Annotated in this window: 23 protein-coding genes and 2 pseudogenes; 3 read left to right on the top strand and 22 right to left on the bottom strand. The window is 70.7% G+C overall.

The features are described from left to right. Window positions 1-168: 168 nt before the first annotated feature. The 12 genes and pseudogenes from CTZ28_RS28415 to CTZ28_RS49995 all read right to left on the bottom strand — a co-directional run. Complete coding sequence (locus CTZ28_RS28415) at window positions 169-1,617, bottom strand: aldehyde dehydrogenase family protein (protein ID WP_121892556.1); 1,449 nt, start codon at window positions 1,615-1,617, stop codon at window positions 169-171. Between the two features lie 37 nt (window positions 1,618-1,654). Then, on the bottom strand, window positions 1,655-2,662 hold the full coding sequence (locus tag CTZ28_RS28420; RefSeq protein WP_183154635.1) for a phosphotriesterase family protein: 1,008 nt from the start codon (window positions 2,660-2,662) through the stop codon (window positions 1,655-1,657). After that, entirely contained in the window at window positions 2,659-3,717 is a 1,059-nt protein-coding gene (locus CTZ28_RS28425; RefSeq protein ID WP_121892558.1) for an ABC transporter ATP-binding protein, read from the bottom strand. Before CTZ28_RS28425 ends, CTZ28_RS28420 begins: the two co-directional genes overlap by 4 nt. After that, on the bottom strand, window positions 3,714-4,574 hold the full coding sequence (locus CTZ28_RS28430) for an ABC transporter permease (RefSeq protein ID WP_121892559.1): 861 nt from the start codon (window positions 4,572-4,574) through the stop codon (window positions 3,714-3,716). The genes CTZ28_RS28425 and CTZ28_RS28430 overlap by 4 nt, the downstream gene beginning before the upstream one ends. Window position 4,575: 1 nt before the next feature. Then, entirely contained in the window at window positions 4,576-5,424 is an 849-nt protein-coding gene (locus CTZ28_RS28435) for an ABC transporter permease (RefSeq protein WP_183154636.1), read from the bottom strand. Between the two features lie 116 nt (window positions 5,425-5,540). Next, a complete protein-coding gene (locus CTZ28_RS28440) occupies window positions 5,541-6,050 on the bottom strand; it encodes a RidA family protein (protein WP_121892561.1) in 510 nt (169 codons plus the stop codon). Then, window positions 6,047-7,474, bottom strand: a complete 1,428-nt coding sequence (locus CTZ28_RS28445; protein WP_121892562.1) for an amidase family protein — start codon at window positions 7,472-7,474, stop codon at window positions 6,047-6,049. The genes CTZ28_RS28440 and CTZ28_RS28445 overlap by 4 nt, the downstream gene beginning before the upstream one ends. Beyond that, the gene (locus tag CTZ28_RS28450; RefSeq protein ID WP_121892563.1) at window positions 7,471-8,850 is read right to left on the bottom strand and encodes an amidohydrolase; all 1,380 of its coding nucleotides are present in this window, start codon (window positions 8,848-8,850) and stop codon (window positions 7,471-7,473) included. Before CTZ28_RS28450 ends, CTZ28_RS28445 begins: the two co-directional genes overlap by 4 nt. A 27-nt stretch (window positions 8,851-8,877) precedes the next feature. Next, a complete protein-coding gene (locus CTZ28_RS28455; protein ID WP_121892564.1) occupies window positions 8,878-10,596 on the bottom strand; it encodes a gamma-glutamyltransferase family protein in 1,719 nt (572 codons plus the stop codon). A gap of 22 nt (window positions 10,597-10,618) precedes the next feature. Beyond that, window positions 10,619-10,861 carry a hypothetical protein gene (locus CTZ28_RS49675; RefSeq protein ID WP_398656935.1) on the bottom strand — a complete coding sequence of 81 codons (243 nt, stop codon included), beginning with the start codon at window positions 10,859-10,861 and terminating at the stop codon, window positions 10,619-10,621. After that, entirely contained in the window at window positions 10,747-11,124 is a 378-nt protein-coding gene (locus tag CTZ28_RS49680; protein ID WP_472926673.1) for an aldo/keto reductase, read from the bottom strand. Before CTZ28_RS49680 ends, CTZ28_RS49675 begins: the two co-directional genes overlap by 115 nt. Continuing rightward, window positions 11,090-11,173, bottom strand: a pseudogene (locus CTZ28_RS49995) (hypothetical protein); the annotation flags it as partial. The pseudogene CTZ28_RS49995 and the gene CTZ28_RS49680, both read right to left, overlap by 35 nt. A 319-nt stretch (window positions 11,174-11,492) precedes the next feature. On the opposite strand from CTZ28_RS49995, the gene CTZ28_RS47780 reads away from it, so the two are divergent. Beyond that, entirely contained in the window at window positions 11,493-11,732 is a 240-nt protein-coding gene (locus tag CTZ28_RS47780; RefSeq protein WP_220795417.1) for a hypothetical protein, read from the top strand. Continuing rightward, window positions 11,696-12,013: a hypothetical protein gene (locus CTZ28_RS28465; RefSeq protein WP_220795418.1), complete on the top strand. Its 318-nt coding sequence runs from the start codon at window positions 11,696-11,698 to the stop codon at window positions 12,011-12,013. Before CTZ28_RS47780 ends, CTZ28_RS28465 begins: the two co-directional genes overlap by 37 nt. Here the strand turns inward: CTZ28_RS28465 and CTZ28_RS28470 are convergent. The 9 genes from CTZ28_RS28470 to CTZ28_RS28510 all read right to left on the bottom strand — a co-directional run bounded on the left by CTZ28_RS28470 (window position 11,989) and on the right by CTZ28_RS28510 (window position 22,614). After that, window positions 11,989-13,689 carry a hydantoinase B/oxoprolinase family protein gene (locus CTZ28_RS28470; RefSeq protein WP_121892565.1) on the bottom strand — a complete coding sequence of 567 codons (1,701 nt, stop codon included), beginning with the start codon at window positions 13,687-13,689 and terminating at the stop codon, window positions 11,989-11,991. The genes CTZ28_RS28465 and CTZ28_RS28470 overlap by 25 nt on opposite strands. Before the next feature lie 26 nt (window positions 13,690-13,715). Beyond that, entirely contained in the window at window positions 13,716-15,755 is a 2,040-nt protein-coding gene (locus CTZ28_RS28475) for a hydantoinase/oxoprolinase family protein (RefSeq protein WP_183154637.1), read from the bottom strand. A gap of 77 nt (window positions 15,756-15,832) precedes the next feature. Next, window positions 15,833-16,888, bottom strand: a complete 1,056-nt coding sequence (locus CTZ28_RS28480) for an aminotransferase class V-fold PLP-dependent enzyme (RefSeq protein ID WP_121892567.1) — start codon at window positions 16,886-16,888, stop codon at window positions 15,833-15,835. A gap of 64 nt (window positions 16,889-16,952) precedes the next feature. Continuing rightward, window positions 16,953-17,693, bottom strand: coding sequence for an aspartate/glutamate racemase family protein (locus CTZ28_RS28485; protein WP_121892568.1), 741 nt, complete (start codon window positions 17,691-17,693; stop codon window positions 16,953-16,955). Then, a complete protein-coding gene (locus CTZ28_RS28490; RefSeq protein WP_121892569.1) occupies window positions 17,690-18,472 on the bottom strand; it encodes an ABC transporter ATP-binding protein in 783 nt (260 codons plus the stop codon). The genes CTZ28_RS28485 and CTZ28_RS28490 overlap by 4 nt, the downstream gene beginning before the upstream one ends. Beyond that, window positions 18,469-19,263: an ABC transporter ATP-binding protein gene (locus tag CTZ28_RS28495; RefSeq protein WP_121892570.1), complete on the bottom strand. Its 795-nt coding sequence runs from the start codon at window positions 19,261-19,263 to the stop codon at window positions 18,469-18,471. The genes CTZ28_RS28490 and CTZ28_RS28495 overlap by 4 nt, the downstream gene beginning before the upstream one ends. After that, window positions 19,260-20,111 carry an ABC transporter permease gene (locus CTZ28_RS28500; RefSeq protein ID WP_121892571.1) on the bottom strand — a complete coding sequence of 284 codons (852 nt, stop codon included), beginning with the start codon at window positions 20,109-20,111 and terminating at the stop codon, window positions 19,260-19,262. The genes CTZ28_RS28495 and CTZ28_RS28500 overlap by 4 nt, the downstream gene beginning before the upstream one ends. Next, a complete protein-coding gene (locus CTZ28_RS28505; RefSeq protein WP_121892572.1) occupies window positions 20,108-21,061 on the bottom strand; it encodes an ABC transporter permease in 954 nt (317 codons plus the stop codon). The genes CTZ28_RS28500 and CTZ28_RS28505 overlap by 4 nt, the downstream gene beginning before the upstream one ends. Continuing rightward, a complete protein-coding gene (locus CTZ28_RS28510; RefSeq protein ID WP_121892573.1) occupies window positions 21,058-22,614 on the bottom strand; it encodes an ABC transporter substrate-binding protein in 1,557 nt (518 codons plus the stop codon). The genes CTZ28_RS28505 and CTZ28_RS28510 overlap by 4 nt, the downstream gene beginning before the upstream one ends. A gap of 729 nt (window positions 22,615-23,343) precedes the next feature. Between CTZ28_RS28510 and CTZ28_RS48715 the strand changes: the two genes are divergently transcribed. Further along, entirely contained in the window at window positions 23,344-23,646 is a 303-nt protein-coding gene (locus CTZ28_RS48715; RefSeq protein WP_259471845.1) for a hypothetical protein, read from the top strand. Here CTZ28_RS48715 and CTZ28_RS28520 read toward each other — a convergent pair. Then, window positions 23,598-24,187 (bottom strand): annotated as a pseudogene (locus CTZ28_RS28520) (AraC family transcriptional regulator). The gene CTZ28_RS48715 and the pseudogene CTZ28_RS28520 overlap by 49 nt on opposite strands. Window positions 24,188-24,334 lie beyond the last annotated feature (147 nt).

Raw genomic sequence — 24,334 nt, forward strand, 5'->3', positions numbered from 1 at the left:
TGGATCCACTGTAGCGGATCGCACCCCAGCGCCGCCATGACGCTGGATCCGTATTGACTGATTATGGATCCAATCATGTTGTGGGGTCATGCCCCGGGGGTGGTGGTCGGTGCGGATGATCCGAGGCGGCCACGCCTGCTGCCGGCAGTGCGCCTCAGGAGGGCCGGGTCAGAGGGCGACGACGACAGCCTTCGACTCGGTGTAGCCGAGCAACGCCTCATCGCCCAGGTCCCGTCCGAGACCGCTGTCCTTCACACCCCCGAAGGAGAGTGCCGGGTCGAAGACGTTGTAGGTGTTCACCCATACGGTGCCGACCTCGAGCTGAGCCGCGACGCGATGCGCTCGGCCGAGATCACGAGTCCATATCCCGGCCGCAAGGCCGTAGGCGGAGTCGTTGGCGATCCGGACCGCGTCGGCGTCGTCCTCGAAGCCGAGCACACCGACGACCGGGCCGAAGATCTCTTCGCGTGCGATGAGCATGTCATTCGTGACGCCCCCGAAGACGGTCGGCTCCACGTAGAACCCGCTTCCCGCGGGCGTCCCGCCGCCGACCAGCAGGTCCGCGCCTTCCGTGCGTCCCTTCTCGATGTAGCCGAGGACCTGGTCGCGCTGCTCTGCCGAGATCAGCGGCCCGACGGAGACGCCACCGGCCAGCCCGTCCCCCATGGGCACCTTCCTGGCGGCGGCCACCAGGCGCTCGCTGAACTCGGGAAGGATCGCCTCCTGCACCAGCAACCGGCTTCCCGCGGTGCACATCTGCCCCGAATGACCGAAGGAGGCACGCATGGCGGTCGCGACCGCCGCGTCCAGATCGGCATCCGCGAAGACGATGTTCGCGCTCTTCCCGCCGAGTTCGAGGGTCACCTTCTTGAACCGCTTCGCTGCCGCCGCTCCGACGACGCGGCCCACGGCGGTGCTGCCGGTGAAGGACACCTTCTGGACGCCCGGGTGTTCGACCAGCGCGGCGCCGACCCGGCCGTCGCCGGTCAGGACGTTGAAGACACCAGCGGGTACGCCGGCCTCACGGATGAGCTCCGCGAGCCGCAGCATGGTCAGTGGAGTCTGCTCCGCAGGCTTGACGACGACCGAGCAGCCGGCTGCCAGCGCGGGCGCGATCTTGAAGGCACCCGTCATGATCGGGAAGTTCCACGGCAGGATCAGCGCCGCGACGCCGACCGGATCCAGGGTGGTGTAGACGTGATGCGAGCCGCCGTCGATGGGGATCGTGGTTCCCAGCAGACGGCTGGGCGCGCCGGCGAAGTGCCGGAAGGTGCGCGCCGCTGAGGCGGTGTCGGCGCGGGAGCGCTCGATCGGCTTGCCGTTGTCCCTGGTCTCGAGGACCGCGAGTTCCTCCAGCTCGCCCTCGATGAGGTCCGCGATGCGACTCAGGATCCTGGTCCGCTCAAGCGGCGCCAAGCCGGTCCATGCCCGGTCGGTCAAGGCCCGGCGCGCCGCGGCGACAGCGGCATCGACATCGGCCATGGACGCCTGCGGAACCCGGGTCAGCACCTCTTCGGTGGCAGGGTCGACGACGTCGAAGAGATCCTCACCCGGCCGCCAGGCGCCGTCGATGAACAGGGACTGGGAATCGGGAAGAGCGGGAAGGGCGTGTCGCACGGGCCGTCTCCGGGTGTCGAAGGGGTTCAGATGGGTCTCAGCGGCTGAGGAGCCGCAGGGGCTCCGAGGTCACCATGGCGTCGAGCAGGTCCTCGGGCACTCCGCGCCGCCCCAGTTCCGGAAGCACGCGGGCGGTGAGGTGGTCGTATCCGTAGCCGCCGTAGCGCCGCAACTGCGTCTTCGTCCAGGTGGACCCGCCCAGCACCAGCCGGGCGGTGGGCCGGCTCTCGACGAAACCGGTCAGGAAGTCGAGGCGCTGCAGGTCGGAGGCATTGCGCATCCTGCCCATGTGCTGCGACTCCGTGCCGAAGCACATCTCCAGGACCGCGCCGGTGTCGAGAAGGTCGTTCCAGTAGCCCGTATCGAGGTATTCATCGGCATTGGTCAGCAGGACGCGGTCGGCCGCGAGCCCGGCCCGGACCAGCTCGGCCACCACCTCGGGGCCGCACCTGCTCTCGTCGTCGAGCCGTACGCTGACGGTCGCGCCGGCGACCGCGGCCGCTGCCGCGGCTCCCCGCAGGCGGGCGCGCTCGATGCCCGGTACGTCCCCGGTGGTGCCCATGATGCCGATCGAAGCCGCGCGGAAGCCGACGCCGGGGATGTGGTCGACGAGGGCCGCCAGCAGGTGCTCGCGTACGTCGTCCTCGCTCAGCGCACGGGCCCATTCCGGCAGGACCGGTGTCACGTAGAAGCCGTAGGCGACCGCGACCTGGACGCCGCTGGCCCGCGCGACGGCCGGGAGCCCCGCGTGGCTCGGCCCGAGTCCGACGCTCGTGCACTCGAGCACCAGGTCGACGCCGGCCGGCCCACCGGCCCGCGCGAGTTCCTCGACCGCCAGGTCGGGATCGTCGAGCCGAAGGTTGTCCGCCAGCGCCAGCGCGTTCCAGTTCAGGAAGCCGCGGTTGCCGGGACTCACCCGCTCCTCGGGCGGAGCGGGCTCGTTGCCCGGCCGGCTCAGGCCGGAGGCGTCACTGAGAAGGTGCTGATGGATGTTGACGCGCCGGACGTCATCGGCCCGGATCGGGCCGAGCACGGTTTCGATCATGCGACAGGCTCGATCTGCTCGACCGCACCGCCGACGGACCGGTGGTCGATGATGTGCACCAGCGAGGGGTCGAGGCATGCGACCCGGACGTGCCGGCCCACCACGATGCCGGAGACGTCGGTGTGTGGGCCGAGGGAGCAGACGATCCGCTCGCCGTTGACGTTGAGCAGTTCCAGCCGGTACCGGCTGCCCTGGAAGCTGAGGAGCGTCACGGGTCCCTCGAAGGCCCAGCGGCCGGCCGGGGCGTCCGCCCTGGTCAAGGAGAGATCCTCCGGGCGCACCACGGCGGTGCCCGTCACGACCGGAGACCTGCCGTCGTCACCGTGCGCCTCGATCAGATTCGCCTCGCCGAGGAAGCTGGCGACGTACGCGTCGACGGGGCGCCGGTACAGGTTCTCGGGGCGGTCGCACTGGACGAAGCGACCCTGATGCATGATCGCGACACGGTCCGACATCGTCATCGCCTCGGCCTGATCGTGTGTGACCGCGAGGGTCGTGATGCCGACCTGCTGCTGGATTCTCTTGATCTCGACCTGCATGCGCTCTCGAAGCTGTTTGTCCAGGGCCGCCATCGGCTCATCGAGGAGCAGGATTCCGGGATTGGCCGCCAGCGCCCGGGCGAGCGCCACCCGCTGACGCTGTCCGCCGGAGAGCGAGACGGGCTTGCGGTCGAACATGGAGCCCAGATCGACGAGATCGAGCATCTCCTGCGCCACCTTCTTCCGCTCCGCGGAGCCACGCCGTGCGGCGCGGAGCGGGAACGCGACGTTCTCCCCCACCGTCATGTGCGGGAACAGCGCGTAGGACTGGAAGACGACACCGACGTTGCGCTTGCGTGGCGGCCGCTTCTCGACGTTGACACCGTCGAAGAGCACGTGGCCGCTGTCCACTCCCTGGAGGCCGGCGATGACGTTGAGCAGCGTGGACTTGCCGCTTCCGCTCGCTCCCAGCAGGGTGACGAACTCACCGGGGTTCGCGTCGAGGCTGACGCCTTTGAGGATCAGGCTCTGGCCCAGCGTGACATGGACGTCCTGGATGGTGAGAGCGATGGTCATGCGGTCGCTGCCTTTCGGGCGATGGCACGGGCACGGGCCGCCCGCCTGCCGGAGACCAGACTGACGAGGCCGAGCAGGACCATCACCAGCAGGGAAATGAGCGTCGACGCGGCCGTCAACTGGGGCGACAGCGCCTCCTGGGAGGCGTTCAGCATCTGCAGCGGCAAGGTCTTCACCCCGATGGGGGCGAGGAAGACGGAGAGGACGACCTCGTCGAAGATCACCGCGAAGGCGAAGACCGCGCCGACCAGGATCTGCGGAAGGATCAGCGGCAGGTCGACGAGCAGCACGATCATGGGCCATGGCGCGCCCAGGGTCGCCGCCGCGGGGCGCAGGGCCGGGTCGGCCTGGCTCAGGCCCGTGGACACCACGACGAAGACGTAGGGAACGGCCAGGAGAGCCTCACCGAGCACCAGCAACGTCAGGTGTTCCTGGAAGGCGCTCACCTTCAGGTTCACCGAATACATGCCGACCGCGTAGGCCACCGGCGGGATCGCCATGGGAATGATGAACAAGGTCCTCAGCCAGCTCCGTGCCGCACGTGACCTGAGGCGGCTGAGGGCCAGGGCGCCGAGTGTGCCGAAGACGACGGCAATGAGCGTGGCGATGGCCGAGACACGGAGCGAGACCTTGAACGAATCCGTCCACTCCGGGTCGTGGAGCACGTCGCGATACCAGCTCAGGGAGAACCCTTGGGGCGGAAAGGCGACGAAGGAGGTCCTCGTCCAGCTGGTCGCGACCACGACCAGGAACGGAACGATGAACAGCAGGACACACGCGGCCAGCCCCGCCAGGAGGATGGGCAGCCGGGTCCAGCCCACTCCACGTGTGAGCGGCGGCGGGGCAGTGCGGGCCATCTCAACCCCACCTCTCGCTCACCTTGAAGAGGCGGTCGGCGATCAGATAGATCACGACCGTCCCGCCGATGAGGATGATGCTCATCGCCGCGCCGACATCGGCGCGATTGGCGTTGTTGAGCTGGGCGTTGATGACACCCGAGAGCGTCATGTTCGACGGCCCGCCCAGCAGCAGGGGGGTGACATAGAACCCCAGCGCCATCACGAAGACCAGCACACCCGCGCTGACGAGGGCGGGCCGCAGCGCCGGCAGCACCACCGCCCGAAGCACGAGCAGCGGCCCGGCCCCGAAGATGGTGGCCGCGTCGACCTGCTCGCCGTCCAGCGAGGAGAGCGCGGCCATCACGGGCAGGACGGCGAAGGGGAGCATCACGGCGACCATCGCCGGATACATCCCCGGAGTGGTCTGGTAGAGGTTCAGTGGCTCGGAGCGGAGCTGGAGCTTGTCGAGCGCCCAGAAGAGCGCCCCTGTCGGCAGCTCCATCAGCATCCATCCGAACGTGCGGACCATGACCGAGGTCCACAGAGAGATCAGCAGGCCCGCCATCAACGTGACCTTGATCCACACCGGGCCCACCGCGATGGCCAGGGCGTAGCATGCGCCCAGGATCACGGTGACAACCGTGACCACAGCGGCCAGGATCAGAGTGCGCTCGACCGCCTTCGCGAACACATCCATGTGGACGGCCTCGGAGAATGTGTTGCCCTGGCCCGTCAGGGCCTGCTGGAACAGGGCCACGAGCGGCACCACCAGCAGCAGCGCGAAGAAGATCAACGGCGGCCACAGCAGCCAATGCCGCTCGGCAGTGCCGAAGGTCTTGGATCCGCGGCGCCGCGCTCGAGTCGCCACGGACACGGCGGCACCCGATGTGGACATAGACACCCCCTACGATAGATTGTATCCATACTATGGATTATTGGATCCGTGTCGGTTGTGAAGGTGTTTCCTACAGGTAAATCCCGGATTCACTCAGCGGGGTCGCTCAAGGCCTCGATCGTCACCCAGAGCTCGACGGCATTGCGGCGGGCCAGGCTGGACGCACCGATGAAGGCCCGCCCCGACACTCCCCGGTCCCTGCCGAAGACGTCGACATAGACGTCGTTGACGGCCTGCCCGACCAGATGGTGCTCCTCGAACTCCGGCGTTGCCACCACGAAGCCGAGGACGGTGGCGACCGCGCCGACCTCGTCCAAGGACCCCAGCGCCAGCCGCATCAGCCCGAGCGTGTTGACGGCCGCCTGACGGGCAGCGGCGTACCCCTGCTCGACGGTCAGGGAGTCACCGAGGCGCCCCGGGTTGAAGACGTTCCCCTGGCGGTCCTCCGCGGTGATGCCGCTGAGCATCACCAGGCGACCGGTGCGATGGAACGCCTTCACCGTTCCGTACCTCCCGCCGTACGGCGGATCGGCATAGTCGGGGATCTCCAGGCCGAGGGCGCGCACCCTCGATTCGGGGCTCGTGTCCGGTGTGCTCACAGCCGTGGTCTCCTCTTGGTGTGACCGAGCGCGGCCTCGATGGCGGTTCCCAGGCCGAGCAGGGCACGGTCGCCGCGGTAGCGGCCCACCACCTGGAGGCCGACGGGCAGCCCGGCCGCGGTGAAGCCGGCCGGTGTCACCAGCGCCGGGTGCTCCGTGACGGTGATCCGGTTGGCCATCCGCTGCCAGCGGAAGTACCGGTCGTAGCTGACCCCGGCCACCTCGGGGACCCACTCCAGCGCCTTGGCCGGAGGGGGCACGGGGGCCGCAGGCAGCACCAGCGCGTCGTGCTCCTCGAGAAGCCCGGCCGTACGGCGGAAGAGCTCGGTGCGCAGGCTCAGCGCTTCGGCGAGCTCGGCGGCCGTCGTGCGGCGGCCTTGCTCGACGTTGCGCAGGTAGTCCTCGCGATAACCGGTCGGGTCCAGGTCCACAGCCGCGTGCCCGCCCAGATAGAACTCGAACATCTCGATCGCCTCCCAGGCCGCGTCGGCCCGGGAGAAGTCGGGCTCGGCAGCCACGATCGTGGCTCCGGCCGCTTCGAGAGCAGTCCGCGCCGCGGCATGCACGGCTCTCACCTCGGGGTCGACCTCGAGACCGCCGGCGTCATTGCTCCAGGCCAGCCTCACACCGCGCAGATCGACCTCGTCAAGACCGGCGAAGCCGGCTGGATCCTTGACCCAGCACTGCGGCCATCCGCTGTCGATGCCGCTGATCGCGGAGAGCAGCAAGCCGGCGTCGGACGAGCTGCGCGCCATCGGACCGAGCACGCCGTGCGGGCTCCAGCCGTCCCCTCGCCGGCCGGTGGGCACCGTGCCGGGAGTCGGACGCAGCCCGACGACGTTGCAGAAGGCCGCGGGATACCGGAGGCTCCCGCCCGAGTCCGACCCGTCGGCGATCGGCAGCATCCCCGCTGCGAGTGCCGCTGCCGCTCCCCCGCTGCTTCCGCCTGCGTGGCGCTGCTCGTCCCAGGGCGTGACCGTGGTCCCGAACACGGGGTTGAAGGTGAGCGTACCCAGGCCGTGCTCGGGCGTGTTCGTCTTGCCGATGATGACGGCGCCCGAGCGGCGCAGCCGTGCTGCCAGCACGCAGTCGGCGGTGGCGGGTTCGGCGGAGCGGTGGGCCGCGGATCCGTGGGTGGTGGGAAAGCCGCGTACGTCCATCAGGTCCTTGACCGCCGTGGGCAGACCATGCAACGGACCGAGGTCGTCGCCACGGGCGACCGCCTCATCCGCCTCGTCGGCGAGGGCGAGGGCCGAGGAGGCGGGCAGCTGCGAGACGACCGCGTTGATACGCCCGTTGACCTCCTCGATCCTGTCCAGGTGCGCCTGCATGACCTCCCGTGCCGAGAGGTCCCTCCGTGCGATCGCGGCTGCGAGGTCGCGCGCGCTCCACCAGTGCAGCCGCTCGTCGGCCGAGGTGCTCATCGCGTCACCTCGTGCACGGTGCGCCCGCCGACCACCGTGCGGAGCACCCGGAGATCCAGCAGCTCATCGGGCATGAGCGTCACCGGATCGCGATCGAAGGCCACCCAGTCGGCCAGCTTGCCCGGGCTGAGCATTCCGCGGCGGTCCCCGGAGAAGGCGACCACCGCGGCGGTGGAGGTGTACGCCCGCAGAGCCTCCTCGATCGTGATGGCCTCCGAGAGGTCGAGCGGCTCCTCCCGGCCCCACACCCGGCGGGTCACCGCGGACCAGATCAACTCCCTCGGGTCGAACGGGAAGAACGGCCCGTCCGAGCCGAGCGCGAGGGCCACACCGGCGTCCAGCCAGGAACGCAGCGGGTTCATGGTCAGGGCCGTGTCACCGAGCCGGTCCACCAGACCCGCGGCATTGCGCAGCGGGATCGACGGCTGAGCGGCGATGACGACACCGAGTCGGGCCGCCTTCTCCATCGACTCCTGCTCCGTCTCCAGATAGCCGTGGATGATCTGCCACTGTCGCCCGGCGATCGACTGCTTCGCGTCGGCCTTCTCGAAGGCATCGAGGGCTCCTGCGATGCCGGCGCCCCCGACGGCGTGGACGCCCACCGACCAGCCGCTGGTGGCACAGTGGTCGACCAGCTTCTGGAACTCCTCGGTGCGGATGCGCTGGTGGCCGACCGAGCCGTTGTGCGGCCACGGCGTACGGCGCAGCGCCTCTCCCTTCATCGCCTCGCCGTCGAAGTACACCTTGATGCCACCGATGCGCAGAAGGTCGTCCCCGAAGCCTGTCGAGAGGCCCACGCCCTCGAGACGTTCGATGGCGGCGTCGACCTCAGGTGTGTCCCGGTCGCCGACGTCCGGGTACGGCATCGCGACGACACGCATGGTCATCTCGCCGCGGCGCCACGACTCCTGATAGCCGCTGAGCTCGTCCTCGGTGGCAGCCGGGTCGATGATCCCGGTGAAGCCGAGCTGGTGCATGAGTGGCTGGACGAGGCGCATCGCCGCGGCGCGGTCCTCCAGCGTCGGGGGCTGCTCGCCCCAGCCGGCCTCGAAGCCCTTCTCCTTCATCGTGGCCGTGACCAGACCGAGGTCATGGGTGCCGTCGCCGAGATCGTGGAGGATCTTCAACCCGCCGCGCTGCATGTGCAGATGGGTGTCGATGAGGCCGGGCATGACGGTCGTGTCGGCGAGATCCAGCACAGCGACTTCTCCGGGGCAGGCCGCGGCCACCTCCTCCCGTGAGCCCACAGCGATGATCCGGTCCCCGACGATCGCCATCGCCTCGGCGTGCGGGCGCTCGGGGTCCATCGTCCGCAGCTGTCCGATGACGACGGTGGCGGCTCGATCCGGCACATCGTCGGGAGCGGTCAGGCGCATGTGTCCTCCTGTGCAGATGGTTTCGGGTCACGACACATAGGCGGCGGCGGGCTGACGGGGGTCGGCCGCGGACTCGAGAAAGCCGGTCCGGTTGTCGCGGAAGATCGCCTCGACCGCGGCCGCGTCGCGGGTGAAGGCCGGCCAGGAGCGGACGTCGTGGCCCTTGGCTCGCAGGGCGTCCAGCGTCCCGGGCGCGAAGCGGTCCTCGAGGAAGAGGCGGGAAGGCAGATAGTCGAAAGGGGCGAACGAGTTCGGGAAGCTCCAGGTGGAGAAGCGGGGCGCGTTGACCGCCTCCTGCAGCGGCATCCCGAAGTGGAATGCGTTGAGGAAGACCTGAAGCATCGCCTGGACCTGCATGTCGCCGCCCGGGCACCCGAAGGGCAGCACCGATCCGTCCGCGCGGACCGCGATGGCCGGGTTCGGAGTGAGACGTGGCCGCTTCCCCGGTGCCACCCCTGAGGGGTGACGCGGGTCCGGTCGGGACTGCATGCCTCGCAGCGAGGGCACGAAGCCGGTGCCGGGGATGACAGGGGACGACGACGCACCGTCCGACGGCGTGGCGGAGAAGGCGTTACCCCATCGGTCCACGACGCAGACGTACGAGGTGGCCCCCTCACCGACCACGGGCAACTGGTCGTAGTCCTTCGGCTCGGGAAGCGGCTGTGTCTCACCGAAGAGGATGTCGGGAAGGCCGGGGTGGGCGTGATCGGGATCGATCAGCGCCGCGCGCGCCGCGCCATGAGCCGCCGACACCAGCCGCTCCACATCGACGTCGACGAAGGCCGGGTCGCCGTAGAGGTGTTCGCGATCGCTGAAGACACCTTTCAGAGCCTCGACGACGATGTGGATGTAGTCAGGAGAGTTGTGCGCGAGGCCCTCGATGCCGTAGGCCTCCAGGATCTGGAGCGCCTGGGCGAGGCTTGGGCCCTGGCACCACGGGCCGCAGGTGAGGATGTCGACATCACGCCACTTCGTGGTGATCACGGGCTCGTGACGGCAGCGGAAGCCGGCCAGGTCCTCGGCGGTCAGATAGCCGCCGTTCTCCTCGTGGTAGCGCACCATCTCGCGGGCCAGTTCGCCCTCGTAGAAGACCGCCCGTGCGGCCTCCAGCCCATCGACCCGGCTACCGGTGGTGCGCGCCTCCGCGTCGGCCATGAGCTGGATGCTGCGCGCGAGGTCGGTCTGGACGAATCGCTCGCCCACCGCGGGCGGGCGGCCTCCGGGCAGGTAGATGGCCTCGTTGGCCGGCCACTTCCGATAGCCCGCCTGCCGCGCGGTGATGCCCTCGACCAGCAGCGGGAACGCCGCGAACCCGTCACGCGCCAGTCGGATCGCGGCCTCGGCCACCTCGCCGAAGGTCATCGTGCCGTGGTCCCGCAAGGCACTGATCCAGGCGTCGGGGGCAGCGGGCACGACCGTGCGGAGCAGTCCGGACGGGATGGTCCCGTTGTGGTCGGTCATGAAGAGATCGGCCGGAATGCCGGCGGGCCAGACGCCCAGGCCGTCGATGCTGATCGCGGTGCCGTCCGCCAGTCGGATCATGATCGGGGCCACGCCGGCGAAGTTGACTTCGTCCGCGTGGAGGACCGCCAACGCCATACCGGCACAGCACCCCGCGTCGATGGCATTGCCGCCGGCCTCGAGGATGGCGTGCGCCGCCGAGGAGGCGAGGTAGTGCCCCGAGGAGACGGCGTGGCGGGTGCCGAACACGCTCGGACGGGGGACGTTCCAGGACGGGGTGCTCATGGATTCCTCTCTCGTGGCTCGCTCAGGATCCGGGACTGCGGCGCCGCAGGGCCAGGTCGGTCAGCCCCGGAGCGTCGTAGTCGACATCGGCCGGGTTGAAGGTTGTTCCCGGAGGGACGATCTCGTCGATCCGATCGAGCACATCGGTGCTCAGCGAGACCTCGGCCGCGCCGAGCCGGCTCTCCAGATGCTCCATCGCTCCGGGAAGCGTCCGGCCCTGCTGGAGTCCGTCGCCGATCCGCCGCTGTGCCGGCCGGACAGCCACCCGCCGGCCGGCGGACTCCAGATCAGCACGCCCATGCCATAGGAGCGACACAGCGGCAGCACCTCGGTCTCGGCTGCTCGGGTGAGCAACGAGTAGGGCGGCTGCTCGCATCTCACCCGCTCGCGTCCGCGTCGCTCGGCCGGCCACTGCCCCTCGACGATCGCCGTACGCGGGGAAGGTCGATGTGCCGATCGCGCGGATCTTGCCGGTGCGTACCAGGTCGGTGAGCGCGCCCAGCGTCTGGTCGAAGTCGGTGTCCGGATCGGGCCGGTGTACGTGGTCGGCGTCGATCCAGTCCGTGCCGGCGCCGATGCCGGCGGAACCAGCGGACCGGGGGCGCTGTGCGGGGCTCGCACGAGCCGATCGGCTACGACGGCACCCACGGGCCCTGCCCCGACGATCAGCACGTCAGCGCCTCCGAGATCACCCATGCCACCCTCCGGTTGGATCCACAACGGACACTACTGGATCCCATCACTAATGTCACCGACTCATTCGCCGAGCTTTCGGATGCCGCGATCGGGGGCTCCGGCGGCCGTGACGTCAACGGGGGCGGAGAGCTTCGCGATGATCGAGGAGGGGCCGACTCGCTCGGCGCGGGATCGAGGAGACCGCCGTCGTCGCCCACTCCATGGGCACCGTGGCCCTGTCCGGTTTCGCCGCCGCCCATCCCGGCCGGGTCACAGAGCTCGTGCTGCTGGGTCCGGCCCGCGCCCAGGACCCGCAGGCCAGGGAGGCCACGCGCACACGCGCCCACACCGTCCGCGAGGGCGGCATGTCCGCGGTGGCCACACTCAACGACGCCGCGGCCTTCGGCTACCGGCGCGAGCTCGAGTGCGCCGTCGGGGGCGACGCGGCATCCGCGTCCTGACCGGCGGCGACTACGGTTTCGCCTGGACCCCGCACGGCACGTACGCACGCGACCTGCAGCACTTCGTCGAACTCCCGGGCTACACCCCGATGGAGACGCCCGGCTACTACGCCGATCTCATCCTCGTCGACGGCGACCCGCTCATGGGCATCACCGTCCTGCGGCACCGCGAGAGGATCGTCGGAATCATGAAGGGCGGTGCCTTCCACAGGGACCCCGGCCACGGCGCAGCCGGGGAAGCCCGCGCGCCGGGCGATCAGTCCGTCGTCGTGACGGCCTGACTCGCGTCGAGGCCGTACACCTCCTCGGCCCGGCGTGCCGAGATGTATCCGTCGGTGACGTCGCGGGCCACGTGCTCGCGGTCCCGGTCGTGGGGGTCGCCGTAGCCGCCTCCGCCGCCGGTCAGGATCTGGACGCTCCGGCCGGCGGGCAGGCGCAGGTCCGTGATCTTGTTCAGCCGGCGTTCGTCCGGTGTGCCGGGGGCGACGATCGCGACCGGGCCGGTGGCCTCGTGGCCGCCGAACAGTCCCCACGCGGGGGTGACGGAGCGATCGAGCCACAGGGACAGCGCGGTGCCCTCCTGTTCGACGCGGAACGTCTTGTGCACGCCCAGTCCCCCGCGGAACCGGCCCGCGCCCTCGGAGTCCTGCCGAAGGCCGTAGGACTCCACGGTGATGGGGAACTTGTTCTCGACGAACTCGATGGGCAGGTTCTTGAAGTCGCCGTTGATGACGTTGATCATCGCGTCCTGGCCGTCGCCGTCGTGGAAGGCGCCCCAGCCGCCGGTCTCGGCGTCGATCAGGACGAAGTCCTCGGCCCCGGCGCCGTCGCGGGCCGTGCCGACGAAGGACACGATCATCGAGTCACCGAAGTGCGCGGCGGCGACCCGTTCGGGCAGCACGGGGGCGAGCGCCTGCTGGACGAGGTCGATGAGCAGGCCCAGCGGCGTGTAGTACCACTGGACGGGCGACGGCTCGTGCGCGTCGAAGACGCTGCCCTCGGGGATCACGACCGACAGATTGCGGAAGTTCCCGCCGGTGACCGGGGCCTCGGGGTTGATCAGCTCCTTGAAGGCGACCCGGCAGGCGGAAATCGCCTGAACCCGGCCGGAGTTGACGGGACCAGGGGTGGCCGGGCTCGAACCGGTGAGGTCGACGGTGATCTCGTCCCCGGCGACCCGGACCGTGGCCTGCACACGCACAGGCGTGCCCGAGACACCGTCGTCGTCGATGAGGCCGGAGGCAGTGTAGGTGCCGTCGGGGATGGCCGCGACCGCGCGGCGGTCGAGCTCCTCGGACTGGCGGAAGATGTCGGCCGTGGCGGCCTCGACCACCGGGCGGCCGAACTTGCGGTAGATCGCCCGGATGCGCTCGGCGCCCTTGTAGCAGGCGGCGATCTGGGCCTCGAGGTCGCCGCGGCGGGCGGAGTGGAAGAAGCTGTTCAGGGAGAGAAGGTCGAAGATCTCCTCGTCCGGGACACCCGCTTTCACCAGCCGGACCGGCGGAATACGCAGCCCTTCTTCGTAGATGTGCCGGGTGCCCGTCGACACACCGAGGTCCTTGCCGCCCAGGTGTCCGCCGTCGGCCCGGGTGGCGGCGAAGGCCACGAGGGCGCCGTCCACGAAAATCGGCGCGAGCACGGTGATGTCGGTCAGGTGCGAGCCCTGGATGTAGGCGTCGTTCAGCACGAACACGTCGCCGTCGGCGTAGCCGTCGAGGCCGATCTTGGCGGTGACGTGCTGGATGCAGGCCTGGATGTTGCCGAGGAAGATGGGCAGTCCGGGTGCCTGGCCGAGCAGCCGCGCGTCGGCGTCGTACAGGCCGACGGCACAGTCCTTCGCCTCGTAGATCACCGGTGTGTGGGCGCCGCGGAAGAGGGAGACACTCATCTCCTCCGCCGCGGAGTTGAACGCGTTGCGGACGACCTCGACGACAACGGGGCTGACGGGGGCGGTCATGGTGCGGTTCCTCTCTCTGGGCGGGCTCAGCGGGCGGTGTCGGTGTCCGGAAGGCGGGTGATGCTCAGGGAGCCGTCCGCCTCCACGGCGGCCCGCCAGCCGGGCGGTACGACGGTGGTGGCGGTGAGTTCGGTCAGCACGGCGGGACCGGGGACCTGCTCGTCGGCGGCGAGGTCGTCGCGGTCGACGACGGCGGTCACGTGGCGCAGGCCGTCGTACCGGCCCTGGATGCTGTGCCGTGGCCGGGCCGGGCCGGCCGGCTGGGGCACACCGTGCGGCCCGGCATACGCCTGCTTCACGACGAGCGCGAGCCGGGCGTTGACCACTTCCACCGGTGTGTCGGGGGAGGCGAAGCCGAACAGCACCCGGTAGCGCGCGTCGAACGCGGCGCGGATGGAGCCGGTTCCGGCGAGCCCGTCCAGCGGGAGGTTCACGCTGTACTTCTGGCCGCGGTAGCGCAGGTCGAGCGAGCGCTGTTCCCGTACCGAGCCGTCGGCCTCGAGGGTGGCGACGATGCCGGGATCGAGACCGGCGCGTATCGCGGCGAACGTGTCGTCCAGGTCCTCCGCGGTGAGCGCGTCGAGCGGACGGAGCACGGAGACCGCCCCGTCGTGGCGCAGCGGGGCGTGGAGCATGCCCCAGGCCGAGAACGCCCCGGGCCGCGGCGGTACCACCACCCGGCCGATCTCCAGCTCTTCGGCCAGGGCCACGGCGTGCAGCGGGCCGGCGCCGCCGTAGGCGAGCAGCGTGAAGTCCCGTGCGTCCAGGCCACGTTGCAGTGTGATTTGCCGGATGGCGTCGGCCATGGCGCTGTTGGCGACGGTGAGGATGCCCTCGGCGGCCTCGGCTGCGCTCAGCCCGAGGCGGGCGCCGTAGTCGTCGAGCGCCCGGCCGGCGAGGTCCGGGGAGAGGGGCATGCGCCCGCCGAGGAAGTCCTCGGTCGCGATCCGGCCGAGGACGACGTTGGCGTCAGTGGTGGTGGGCTCGCGTCCGCCGAGTCCGTAGCAGACCGGGCCGGGCCGGGCACCGCTGCTGCGCGGTCCCAGGCGCATGCTGTCCGCCTCCGTCCACGCGATGCTGCCTCCGCCGGCCCCGATGCTGAGGGTCTGCACGGAGGGGGCCAGCACGGGGAAGCCTTCGAGGTGCGACTCCAGTGCGATCTGCGGGGCGCCGTCGACGATCAGGCTGACGTCGAAGCTGGTCCCGCCCATGTCGACGGCCAGGACGTGCCCGGTTCCCAGGCCCGCTCCGATCGCGCCGGCGCCTATGACGCCGCCGACCGGTCCGGACATGATGATGCGCACCGGCTGGGCGGCCGCGACCTGTTCGGTGAGCACGCCGCCGTTGGACTGCATGACGAAGGCGTGCCCGGTGAAGCCCCGCTCGGTGAGCAGGTGCCGCAGCCGCGTCACGTAACGACGGATGACGGGGGTGACATAGGCGTTCAGGACGGTCGTGCTGACGCGCTCGTACTCGCCGAGTTCCGGGGCGATGTCGTTGGAGAGGGTCACGGGGACCGTGCTGGGCAGGGCCGTGCGCAGGATCTCGGCCGCGGCCCGTTCGTTGGCGGGGTTGACGTAGGAGTGCAGGAAGGCGACGGCCACCGACTCGTAGCCGCCGTCGGTCAACCGCTGGGCGAGCGCGCGTAGTTCGCCGTGGTCGACCGGGGTGACGACCCTCCCGTGCCGGTCGACGCGCTCGGTCGCCTCGAGCACGTCGCGGCGGCGGAGCAGCGGTTCGGGCTTGCGGTACTGGTTGTCGTACATGTCGGGGTGGTTGCCGCGCCCGATCTCGTAGACGTCGCGGAATCCGCGCGTGGTGACGAGGGCGGTCCTGGCGCCGGTGCGCTGGATGAGTGCGTTCAGTCCGGCGGTGGTGCCGTAGACGATGCCGGTGACGTCCGAGTAGTCGCCGTCGACGATCTCGTCGAAGCCGCGCACCACGCCGGCCGCGATGTCGTCGGGGGTGGTGGGCACCTTGGTGGCCAGGCAGGCGCCGGTCGCCTCGTCCAGGCGGACGATGTCGGTGAAGGTGCCGCCGACGTCGGCGGCGAGGCGGTAGGGCATGGGTGGGTTCCTTCCGGTGGTGGACGGGGCGTGGAGTGGACGGCCTCGTGGTGCAGGATCGGTGGGCGTCGCAGACGTCAGAGGACGGCCGTGTGCCATGCCTCGGACGCCGCCTCGGCCGCGTCTCCGACGTCGGCAAAGTGGCCGGCGGCGCGGGCGAGCGCGGCCAGTTCGCCGAGCACGTGGGCCAGGGTGGCGCGCCGTCCGTAGTGGCTGACCTGTAGGTACGCACCGCGCTTGGTGCTGCCTCCGTACACCCAGTGGCCGCCGGAGGCGACGGCGTGCCCGGCCAGTTCGCGCGCGTCCGCGTCGGCCGGCACCTCCACCGTGGTGGCCAGCGTGTTGGCGTGCTGCTCGGCCGCGACCCAGGGGGTCAGGCCCATGGCTCGCAGCCCCTCGCGGATCGCGGCACGCGCGGCGTGGTGGCGGGTGATCCGCGCCTCGATGCCCTCGGCCTCGACGGCGGCGAGGGCCCGTTCGGCCGCCTCCAGTTCGGGCACCGACGGGGTGCCGGGCACTCCTTGGTCCCGGGCGCTGTGGCGCAGGTAGGGCAGGGAGAGCACGGACGCGAACGTCTCGTCCTGCCGGCCGAGCAGCGCCCAGCCGCGCTCGGACAGGGTCGCGACGGAGAGTCCTGAGGGTCCGTCGAGTGCCTTCTGCGGTCCGATGACGACGGCGTCGGCATTCCGTGGCGCGGCCAGGCCGCCGACGGCCGCGACAGCGTCCACGGCGACGGCGGCGTCGTGGCGGTGGGCGGCCTCCACGATGTCGTCGACCGGGTGGGCGACGCCGGTCAGCACCTCGGCCTGGGTGAACACCACCGCCGCGGTGTCCGGTTCGGCACGCAGCAGGTCGTCGACGCGTTGCGGGTCGGCGGCCTCGCCGTCGGGCAGTTCGAGCGCGGTGACCTGGGCGCCGGCTGCGCGCAGCCAGTCGGTCGACAGCCGCCCGTAACGGCTCGACTCGATGCTGAGCACGGGCCGTCCGGCCAGTCCGATCCCGTGGGCCAGCGCTTCCAGGGCGACGACGGCCTCCGCCTGGATCAGCACGGAGGGGCCGGCGCCGCCGGCGAGCCGCCCCAGTCCGTCGGTGATGCGACGGTAGCGGTCGGGTGGGAAGGCGGTCCCGCTCATGGTGGTGCTCCATTCGTCTCATGGGTGGTGTTGGGGCCCGGGGGCGCGGTGCTGCTCGTCCGGCTCATCCCGTGTGGACGCGCGCGGCCAGGGCCAGAGATTCGGCGTGCCGGGCCAGCAGTTCGACCGGGTCGAGCACGGGCAGGCGGGTGACGGCGGTGAGGGCGTCCGTGGTGCCGGTCCAGTACGTGCAGGCGGGCAGGATGCCGCGGGCTCCCGCGGCCTCGGCGCGGCGCGCGACGGCGGGCCCGTGCCGTTCGAGGCCGTACCGCTGGGCGGCGATCAGCGCCTCCCCCACGTCGCGTGCGGTGTGCCGTCCATCGGTGCGTTCCACGGCGGGTCGTGGCACGGGCACCGGCTGCGGCTCGGTGATCAGGTGCGTCATGCCGTACCGGGCGGCGAGTTCGGGCACCCAGTCGGCCCCGGCCAGGTCGCTCTCGCCGGCTCCGGGCGGGACATCCACGTAGAGCACGCACAGGGGTGCCAGCGCGGGCAGCAGGGCGCGGGCCGCTTCGAACGGGGCGGTCACGGGGATCGACACCGCGGCGCGCACCTCGTCGAGGCCGGGGTCGGAGCAGCAGGAGATGCCGACCGCGTCGTAGCCGGCGCGTTCCGCCGCCACGGCCGCCCGGACGAGGACCGGCACGAACAGTTCCTCGGGCGGGACGTAGACGGTCTCGGGCAGCCCGGCCAGGTGACGGACCTCGATGCGGGTGTCCGGGCGGACGGCCCGGCGCGCGGAGTGTTCCTCGGCGGCCAAATGCATGTCGGTGCCGACCGGGGCCAGCAGGAGGACACGTGTCATGCACTCGCCTCCTGCGGGCCGGGGTGCGGAAGCCGGGGCACGGCGGCGATCAGGGACCGGGTGTACTCCTGCCGGGGGTGGCGCAGGACGTCCGTGGCACTGCCGTGCTCCACGACCCGCCCGTCGCGCAGCACGGTGACCGTGTCGCACAGATGGGCGACCACCGACAGGTCGTGGGAGATGAGCACGATGCTCACGCCCAGGGTGTCGCGCAGCCGCGCGAACAGGTCGAGGATGGTGGCGCGTACGGCGACGTCGAGCGCGGAGGTCGGCTCGTCCGCGACGAGGACGCGGGGTTCGACGGCGAGCGCGCGGGCGATGGCGATGCGCTGGCGCTGGCCGCCGGAGAACTGGCGCGGTCGGGACCGCAGCGCCTCGGCCGGCAGCCCCACCAGGTCGAGCAGTTCGGTCGCGCGCGCCCGCCGGGTCTCGCGGGGCACCAGCCGATGGACGGCCAGCAGTTCCTGAAGTGTCTGCCCGACGGTCAGCCGGGGGTTCAGCGAGGAGTAGGGGTCCTGGTAGATCATCTGGAGCGCCCGGCGCTGGGCCACGCTGCGGCGGGGGCCCAGGTGTTGTCCGCCGAGCGTGACGGTGCCTCCGGTGGCGGTGACCTGGCCGGTCAGGCAGCGGGCCAGGGTGGTCTTGCCGGAGCCGGACTCGCCGACGATCCCGGCGACGGTCCCCGCCGGTACGTCCAGGTCGACGCCGTGCAGCACGGCCGCCTTGCCGTAGGACACGGTGAGGCCGGACACCGTGAGGCTGGCGGTGGGGGCCGTCATGGTGCCTCCAGTTCGAGGGCGCGGGCGGCGTCGCTCAGCTCGCGCGTGTACGGGTGGCGGGGCGCCGTCAGCAGGTCGGTGACCGTTCCGGCCTCGGTGACCCGGCCGTGGCGCAGCACGGTCAGGGATGCGCAGAGCGAGGTGACGACCGCGAGGTCGTGGCTGACCAGGACGACCGTCAGGCCGAGTTCGCGGCGCAGGTCGGCGAGCAGCCGCAGGATGGTGGCCTGCACGGTGACGTCGAGCGCCGTGGTGGGCTCGTCGCACAGCAGGATCCGTGGCCGGGCGGCGAGGGCCAGCGCGATCACCACCCGTTGGCGCTGTCCGCCGGAGAGTTCGTGCGGGTAACGGCGTGCGAGGTCGTCCGGGTCGGGCAGTCCCACCTGTTCCAGGAGCGCGGTGGCGCGTTCCCTGGCGGAGCGCCGGCCGTCGCCGGCCACCCGGCACACCTCGCGCACCTGGGCACCGACCCGGGTGAGCGGGTCGAGAGCGCTGAGCGGGTCCTGGAAGACCATGCCGACGTGCCCGGGCCCCGCGTCCCGCAGGCCGCGCGGCCCCAGGGTGCGCGTCGCGCCGAACGCCGTCGCGGTCCCGGCCGTCACCCGCGCCCGCTCGGGCAGCAGGCCGATCACGGCACGCAGCGTCATGCTCTTGCCGGAACCGGACTCGCCGACGATGCCCAGCGCCCCGCCGGCCTCGACCGCGAACGACACATCGTCGACGACGGTGCGTTCGGCTGCCCCGGAGCGGACCGTGACGCGCAGGCCGTCGACCCGCAGTCCCGTGCTCATCGCTCACCCCACAGGTCGGTCAGGCCGTCCGCGAGCAGCGACAGGCCGACTCCGGTGACGACGACGGCCAGTCCGGGCGCGGTGGCCAGCCACCACTTGGTGGTGAGGAAGGGCCGGCCGTCGGCGATCATCGAGCCCCAGTCGGCGGTGGGCGGCTGGATGCCGAGTCCGAGGTAGGACAGCGTGACGACGGCCGCGATCACGAACACCACGTCGGTGAACAGGAACACGACCGCCTGGGGCAGGGTGTTCGGCAGCACGTGCCGGAGCAGGACCCGGCGGTGCGAGAGGCCGCTCTCCCGTGCCGCGTGCACCCACGGCCGTTCCACGGCGACAGCAGTCGCGGTACGTGTCACACGCGCGTACGCCACCCAGCCCACCAGCGCGTAGGCGACGTAGATGCCGCGTTCCCCGGTGCCCACCATGGCGACGATCGCGAGGATCAGGACGTAGAAGGGGAAGGCCAGTACCGTGTCGACGAGATAGCCCAGCAGCCGGTCCACACGGCCCCCGGCATAGCCCGCGACGCTGCCGAGCAGGGTGCCCGCGACGAACGGGACGATCACGGTGACCGCGCCGATCCGCAGGTCGGTACGGGCCGCGTACACCAGACGGGAGAACACGTCGCGGCCGAGGTAGTCGGTGCCGAGCAGGTGCTCCCCGGAGGGCGGCAGCAGGGCCGCCCCCAGGTTCTGGGCGGCCGGGTCGTGTGTCACGATCAGCGGTGCGAGCAGGGCCGCGAGCAGGACGGCGCCGAAGACGACGGCGCCCGCGATCAGTGACGGGTGGGCGAGTGCGCGCCGTCTCTGGGGCACGTTCGCGGCGACGGCGGCCGGGGCGACGGTCATGCGGCCCTCCTCAGCCGGGGGTCGAGGACGGTGGCAAGGTGGTCGGTCACCAGGGTGACCAGGACCACGGCCAGTGCCGTGTAGATCACCACGCCCTGGATGACCGGCAGGTCACGGCTGCCGATGGCGTCGAACATGAGGTCGCCGAGGCCGGGCAGGGCGAACACCTTCTCCACGATCAGCGCGCCTCCGAGCAGATAGGAGATGTTCGTGCCGACGAGCACGAGCGCGGGCAGCGCCGCGTTGCGCAGCACGTGGCGCGCCAGGATCCGCCGTTCCGGCAGTCCGGCGGCGCGCAGGGTGGCGACGAAGTCCGCCCGCAGGACCTCGACCAGTTCGGCGCGCAGGCTGCGCACCAGGACGGGGACGATCGCGACGGCCGCGGTGAGGGCGGGCAGCACGATGCTCGTCGGGTAGCCGTCCCGGACGCCGCCGACCGGGAACCAGCCCAGGCGCACCGAGAACAGCAGGATCAGCAGCAGCCCCGTCCAGAACGCGGGCATCGCGATCCCGGCCGTGGTGAGGATCCGTACGACGTGGTCGGCGAGGCCGTCGCGGTGCGTCGCCGCCCACAGTGCCAGGGGCACCGACAGGGCGACCGCGAACACCGTGGCGAACGCGACGAGCCAGAGCGTCGGTTCGAGCCGGGCGAGGATCAACTCTCGGGTCGGGACACCGTTCACGAGCGAGGCGCCGGTGTCTCCGTGGGTGACCAACCGGGTCAGAAAGTGCCAGAACTGTGCGGGCAGCGACTCGTTGAGTCCGAGCCGCTCGCGCAGTTGGGCGACCGCCGTCGGTGTGGCACGGCTGCCCAGCAGGGCGGTCGCCGCGTCGCCGGGGATCAGACGGACGAGGAGGAACGCGATGACGACGACGCCGGCCGCCACGCCGCCCGCTCGCAGGAGGGCGTGGGCCGCTCGGCGTGCGAGCGGCGTGACGGATGCCTTCATTTCCTGGTCACGTCCCGCAGGCGGGTGGTGCCGTTCGGCAGGACGACCAGACCGTGGACGTCGGAGCGCGTCGCGGTGATGGTCGGGATGTAGGTCAGCGGCACCGTCGGCACGTCGTCGGCGGCGATCTGCTGGATCTGTGCGTAGATCTCGGCCCGCTTCGTGTCGTCGGTGGCGGCCACACCCTGGGCGGCGAGCTTGGTCACCTCGCTGTTGTGGTAGCCGGTGTGGTAGGAATCCGCCGCGTCGGGCAGCAGTTGCCAGTTGACGAGGTTGCTCGGATCGCCGGTGTCACTGATGGCCCAGGTGACCGCCAGGTCGTAGTCCCGCTTGCCGAAGCGGGTCCAGAACGTCGTCGAGTCGAGCGTCTCGATCTTCACCTTGACGCCGATCTTCGCCAGTGCCGCCTGGACGACCTGGGCCTGCTGGGTCTGGCTCGTGGCGGAGTTCTCCACGATCAGCGTGGTCGACAGGCCGCCGGAGTGCTGCGACTTCGCCAGTTCGGCGCGCGCCGTCGCCGGGTCGTAGCCGAGGATCTTGGTGTCCTGGGCGGAGAATCGGATGCTCGACGGCAGGAACGTCGTGGCGGGGGCCGCGGTGTCGTACGTCGTCGCCTTCGCGATCGCCTTGCGGTCGAGCGCCGCGGCGACCGCGCGGCGCAGATGTACGTCCTTGAAGGCGCCGTCGGCGGTGTTGAACGCCAGCAGGCCCTGCTGCCAGGAGTCGGACACGGTGACCTTGACGTCGGGGTTGGCGCGCAGCTGCGCGACGTTGGCGGCGGGCACCGAGTCGATCACGTCGACCTGGCCGGCCTGGAGCTGCTGGAGCAGCTGGTTGTCGTCGTCGACGACCGTGAACTCGACCTTGTCGACGGCCGGTTCGCCCTGCCAGTAGGTCTTGTTGGCGGCCAGGGTGATCTCCCCGGTGGTCCGGTCCCAGGAACTCAGGGTGAACGGCCCGGTGCCCACGGGGTTGTTGAAGAACTCCTTCTCGGTGCGGCCGTCGAGGTCCTTGGGCAGGATGACGTTGGCGAAGGTCGCCAGGTCCGCGAGCAGCGGGGCGTAGGGCCGGGACAGTCTGACGACGACGGTCCGCGCGTCGGACGCGGTGACGGCGGTGATCGGCGCGGACAGCGGCAGCGCGCCGCCGTGTTCGAGGTGCCGCTCGAGGGTGTAGACGACGTCAGCGGAGTCCAGGGCCGAGCCGTCCGAGAACGTGACGCCGTCCCTGAGGGTGAACGTCCAGCTGCGGCCGTCGTCGGCGACCTTGTAGGACTTCGCGAGCAGTGGCTTGATGTCGCCGTTCTTCTGCAGCTCCACCAAGGGCTCGAAGATCTTGTCGAGCGTGTACGCGTTGTTGGTGGCGAGTTCGTCGGCCGTCGGGTTCAGGTCGGTGACACCGCGGCTGGTGCGGGCGAACACCAAGGTGCCGCCGGAGCCTTCGGCGCCGCTGGACTTGGTGGCGGAGGAGTCGCAGGCCGCCGCTCCCGTCGTCAGCACGGCGAGAGCGAGAACGGCGGCGGCCGTGCGGCGGCGCCGGGCGTGGATGTGCATGTGGAGATGTCCTTGGAATCGATGTGTACGCCACGGCGCGCGAAGGTGCGGCACGGAGCGGAAGATGAGCCCGCTCGGCAGGACGCCGCGCACGTCGAACACGCGCGCAGCACATGGCACGAGGAGGCAAGGAGACGTCGCGTCCGAGGAGGGCGCGAGCTCAGGACATGTCGAAGGTTCGCCTCATCCGTTGAGGCGGTGGGCCCTCACACAGGACATCGGGAACCGGTCACCGAGTGCGGCTGGACGCACTGCACCACGCGGAGGGGTCGCGGTGCGACGGACCGGCCGGCCACGGCCGCCTGTCCCCCGGCGGCATACCCCGTCGGACACCCCGGGCAGGCTCCACCGTCGCGCGACGCGCGGTACGCGGATGCCTGGGCGCAGGCGGACATGGTGCTCCAGAGACGGCCGGGTGTGTGGGGCTCAGGATGCGATCAGAAAATCCGCAGTGTCAAGCGACGCCCACATGGTGAACCGCTACCGTCCGGTGGCTTCCCAACTGCCGCGGAAGCCGGAGCGCGCAGAAGGATCGCGCAAGGCAGAGCGAGGATCGGTCTACGGTTTCCGCTCAGGACGGCGTCCCTGGTCCCGAGTTCGGCTCGCCTGGTCGAGCGGCTCGCCACGCATCTGGTTCAGCGGTTTCCTCGCGCCGAGATAGTCACCGCCTCCGCCTGGGACCTCCCCGGCGTCCTCGCTGACCGGGGTGTGCACACAGCGGACGTGGTGGTGAGCAGCCTGCCCTGGTCGGCGTTCGCCGGCCCGCACGGCCGTACCCTGGTACCCAAGATCGCCTCGCTGCTGTCCGAGAGCGGCGTGTATACGCAATTCACCTACGCCTTCGCCCGCTGGGCGCCTCCGAGCCGTCACCGGCTCGCGCAGGTACGGCAGCTGTTCGAAGAAGTGGCCGCCAGCAGGACGGTGTACCGTAACCTGCCGCCCGCTCTGGTGTATTCCGCCCGCAGGCCGCGTGTTCCGGCCGGTCACTCCCTTTCGCCGGCCGTGCGTGCCGAAAGCAGCATCGCGTCCTGACTCGGTGGCGCGCCGAAAAGGCGTCGGTATTCCCGGCTGAACTGGGACGGACTGTCGTATCCGACGCGGTATCCGAAGTATGCGAACCCCTGGAAATTCCGGTAGAAGGCCGAAGTGCTCATCCCGATCAGCTCCGCCACGTCGTCCACCCGGAACGGCTCTCGGTAATTCTCCCTGATCCACTGCACGGCTTTTGCGACATGGGAGAGTTCGCTGTCGGCGAGACCGATCTGGCGGACGGCTGATCGAGCAGGCGCAGGCCGAACCCCAGCGCCGGCCGCTCGGCGGTGGCCTTGGTGAAGTGGCCGGTGACAGGCAGGTCGACCGACGCGACCAGATACTGCCCGGCACGGTACTCGTACACGTAATCGCCCAGAGCGAGACGTTTGGCGCCCTGGGCGATCAGTGCCATGACCGTTCCGGTCATGGACGCATGAGGTGCCTGCGACTCCTCGCGGCCGACCAGAACGTGCTCGATGGCGGTTGTCCCGTCAGCTCGGGCATGGCGCTCCAGCAGGGTCCGGAGTTCTTCCAGCATCATGCGCCGATTGAAACACCGCGGGCGGGAAGAGGTCCAGCAGTCCTTTCCGGGGCATGCGGCAGCCGCGGAGAGGATCGTGCAAGACTTCGCCACTTTTGGGCAGCACAGTCCCCCGGGCGTGCTGATTGAATGTCCGGAGTCGCTGAA

The organism is Streptomyces shenzhenensis (assembly GCF_003688995.1).
Classification (GTDB): domain Bacteria; phylum Actinomycetota; class Actinomycetes; order Streptomycetales; family Streptomycetaceae; genus Streptomyces; species Streptomyces shenzhenensis_A.